The organism is Mesorhizobium sp. M4B.F.Ca.ET.089.01.1.1 (assembly GCF_004022605.1).
GTDB classification, from domain to species: Bacteria; Pseudomonadota; Alphaproteobacteria; order Rhizobiales; family Rhizobiaceae; genus Mesorhizobium; species Mesorhizobium abyssinicae.
The window spans coordinates 1-3,167 of record NZ_RZOS01000571.1; the positions used below are offsets into that span (position 1 = coordinate 1).

At 63.4% G+C, this 3,167-nt stretch carries 4 protein-coding genes; all 4 read left to right on the plus strand.

Going from position 1 to position 3,167, the window contains the following annotated elements; translation table 11 throughout:
• Window positions 1–148: ABC transporter permease (locus EN780_RS30815; protein WP_189556874.1), on the plus strand; the 148-nt coding region annotated here is incomplete at its 5' end.
• A gap of 1 nt (window position 149) precedes the next feature.
• A complete protein-coding gene (locus EN780_RS30820) occupies window positions 150–968 on the plus strand; it encodes an ABC transporter ATP-binding protein (protein ID WP_128276164.1) in 819 nt (272 codons plus the stop codon).
• Window positions 969–982: 14 nt separating this feature from the next.
• Window positions 983–2,356: an MlaD family protein gene (locus tag EN780_RS30825; protein WP_128276165.1), complete on the plus strand. Its 1,374-nt coding sequence runs from the start codon at window positions 983–985 to the stop codon at window positions 2,354–2,356.
• On the plus strand, window positions 2,334–3,044 hold the full coding sequence (locus tag EN780_RS30830) for an ABC-type transport auxiliary lipoprotein family protein (RefSeq protein WP_128276166.1): 711 nt from the start codon (window positions 2,334–2,336) through the stop codon (window positions 3,042–3,044). Before EN780_RS30825 ends, EN780_RS30830 begins: the two co-directional genes overlap by 23 nt.
• Window positions 3,045–3,167 lie beyond the last annotated feature (123 nt).

Genomic DNA, 3,167 nt, shown 5'->3' on the forward strand with positions numbered 1-3,167 from the left:
CATCATAGCGTCGGTCGAGGGCATGAAGGTCGGTGGCAGCGCCGAATCGCTCGGCCAGCACGAGACCGCCTCGGTGGTGAAGTCGATCTTCGTCGTCATCATCCTCGACGGGCTTTTCGCCATGTTCTACGCAGCGATCGAGTTCTGAGATGGCGAACGCGAGCGGCAACGGGGTCAAGACTGCGGAGGAGGCTGACGAAAGCGAGATCGTGCTTTCGGTGCGTGACGTCACCGTCGCCATTGAGGACAAGCTGATCCTCGACAAGCTGTCGCTCGACATCAAGCGTGGTGAGATACTTGGTTTCGTCGGCGCTTCGGGGGCCGGCAAGTCCGTCCTTTTGCGAACCATCCTCGGGCTGATGCCCAAGCAATCGGGAACGATCAAGCTGTTCGGCGTCGACGTCGACAAGGCAAGCGATATCGAGCGCCTGCGCGTCGACATGCGGCTGGGCGTTCTGTTCCAGCACGGCGCGCTGTTCTCAGCCTTGACGGTGCAGGAGAACGTGCAGGTGCCGATGCGGGAATATCTCGACCTGCCGAGGAAGCTGATGGACGAGCTGGCGCTGCTGAAGATCGAGCTGGTCGGCCTGCCGCCCGACGCGGCGCAGAAATTCCCCTCCGAGCTTTCCGGCGGTATGATCAAGCGCGCGGCGCTGGCGCGCGCGCTGGCGCTGGACCCGGACATCGTCTTTCTCGACGAGCCGACTTCGGGGCTTGATCCGATCAGCGCGGCGGAGTTCGACGAACTCGTCGTCAAGCTGCGCGACACCATGGATCTCACCGTCTACATGGTCACGCACGACCTCGACACGCTGTTCACGGCCTGCGATCACGTTGCGGTGCTCGGCAAGAAGAAAGTGCTGGTCGAAGGTACGATCGACGACATGCTGAAGAGCGAGGAGCCTTGGGTCAAATCCTATTTCCGCGGAAAACGTGCCCGGCAACTTGATCTTGCGGCGCGCGCATAGTCATAAGTGAGGCAATGGAAACAAGAGCCAACTACGTCATTGTCGGCATCTTCACTCTGGCCGCGATTGTTGCGGCCTTCGCCTTTGTCTATTGGACCGCCGCCATCGGCGACAGGGGCGAGACGGCCGTGCTGCTGGTGCGCATTCCAGGTTCGGCTTCGGGCCTCGGCCCCGGCAGCCTGGTGCTGTTCAACGGCGTCAAGGTCGGCGTGGTCAAGCGCGTCTATATCGCGCCCAACGATCCGGCCGCCGCGATCGCCAGCACCGAAATCGGCCGGACGACGCCGCTTACCAAGTCGACGCAGGCCGATATCGGCATTGCCGGCCTCAGTGGCCAGGCCAATATCGAGCTCAAGGGCGCCAACCTGAATGAGGAAAACCTTCTCGACCTGGCCGAGAAGGAAGGCAAGGACGCCGAGATCGTCGCCAATCCATCCGCGGTCACCAACCTCCTGCAGACCGCGCAGACCATCTTTACCCGCGCCGACAAGGTGCTTTCCGATCTCGAAGGGTTCACCCATGACGTGCGCGGGCCGCTGACCGATACGGTCAAGAACGTGCAGACCTTTTCCGACGCGCTGGCCAAGAATTCCGACGGCATCGACAAGTTCCTGTCCAGCGTGAGTGCGTTGTCGGACGAGTTGAAGGGTGTCTCGGGCAAGCTCGACGGCACCCTGAAGGCCGCCGAAGGCCTCCTCAACGCCGTCGACAAGGACCAGATCAAGAACATCGTCGCCAATGTCGACACGGTCACCGGCAACCTGAAGGAAACCTCCAAGCAGTTCGATACCGTCATCAACAACGTCAACACGGCGGTCGGCTCGATCAACGACTTCGCCCAGAAGACGCAAGGCACGCTGGACAAGGTCAACGGCGTGCTCGACGGCATCGATCCGGCCGAGGTGCGCACGGCGCTGGCCAACATCCAGAAGGCCAGCGACAACGCCAATCAGGCCGCCGCCGACATTGCCAAGGTCACGAACAAGTTCGCCAACCGCGCCGACGATATCGACGACACCATCAAGGACGCCAAACAGCTGGCGCAGCGGCTCAACGATGCCTCGGTGCGCGTCGACGGCATCCTGGCCAAGGTCGACAACTTGCTCGGCTCGGGCGAGGCGAACGGCGTCATGGCGGATGCCCGTGAGACGCTGAAATCGTTCAAGCAGGTCGCCGACACACTGAATGCGCGGCTCGGCACCATCACCGACAATCTCGCCCGTTTCTCCGGCCAGGGCCTGCAGAATGTCGAGGCGCTGGTCCAGGACAGCCGGCGTTCGATCAACCGCATCGAGGAAGCGGTGACCGATCTCAGCCGCAACCCGGGGCGTATCCTGTCGGGCGGCGAGGGCGAGGTCCGGCAATATGACGGCAGGGTGCGGCGTTGACTTCGGCCTGCGCCCACAGCAAGAACATGAGCCGCAATTGCGGGTTGATCTTACGATCTGGGGACAACGGGGATCGCGTGTGACGTCGGTTTGGGTGAAGTCGGTTGGATTGACATCGGCTGCGGCGCTGCTTGCGCTTTCGCTCGCCGGCTGCGCGGCCCTCGGTGCCAAGCCGGCGCCGCTCGACACGTTCGAGTTGTCGGCACCGTCAGTGGACGCCCATGGCCGCAGCCGTCGCCAGATCCTGATCGCCCAGCCCTCCGCGCTCAAGGCGCTGGACAGCCAGAACATCGTCATCAAGCCGGGCGACGGCTCGATCCAGTACCTCAAGGGCGCGCAATGGGCCGACCGGCTGCCGCTCATCGTGCAGGCGAGGCTGGCCGAGACCTTCCAGCGCTCCGGAAGCTTCGCCGGCGTCGGCAAGCCGGGCGAGGGGCTGGCGATCGACTACCAGATCATCGCCGAGGTCCGTTCCTTCGAAGTCCGGGTCAATGGCGGCGAGCATGCCGAGGTCGAGCTGTTCGTGCGCATCCTCAACGACCGCAATGGCGAAGTCCGCGCCGCCAAGAGCTTCACCACGAGCGCGCCGGTTTCGGGCGGCGGCAACGCCGCCTACGTCAACGCTCTGGACAACGCCTTCGGCCAGGCGGCGAAGGACATTGTGCTCTGGACGGATTCGCTGATCTGATATCGCCGGCTGGGGCACGTCGCCCGAACCACGGCGATCTCGGTTCTCACCGTACAGTGACGGGGAGAAAGACGCTGCCATCGACGATTTCGCCAATCACAAGCGTTGCAGGAAGCGGGCCGG

Excerpts from the sequence above, each read along its gene's own strand:
- EN780_RS30825 (WP_128276165.1), top strand. The coding sequence starts at position 983 with ATGGAAACAAGAGCCAACTACGTCATTGTCGGCATCTTCACTCTGGCC.
- EN780_RS30830 (WP_128276166.1), top strand. The coding sequence starts at position 2,334 with ATGACGGCAGGGTGCGGCGTTGACTTCGGCCTGCGCCCACAGCAAGAA.
- EN780_RS30820 (WP_128276164.1), top strand. The coding sequence starts at position 150 with ATGGCGAACGCGAGCGGCAACGGGGTCAAGACTGCGGAGGAGGCTGAC.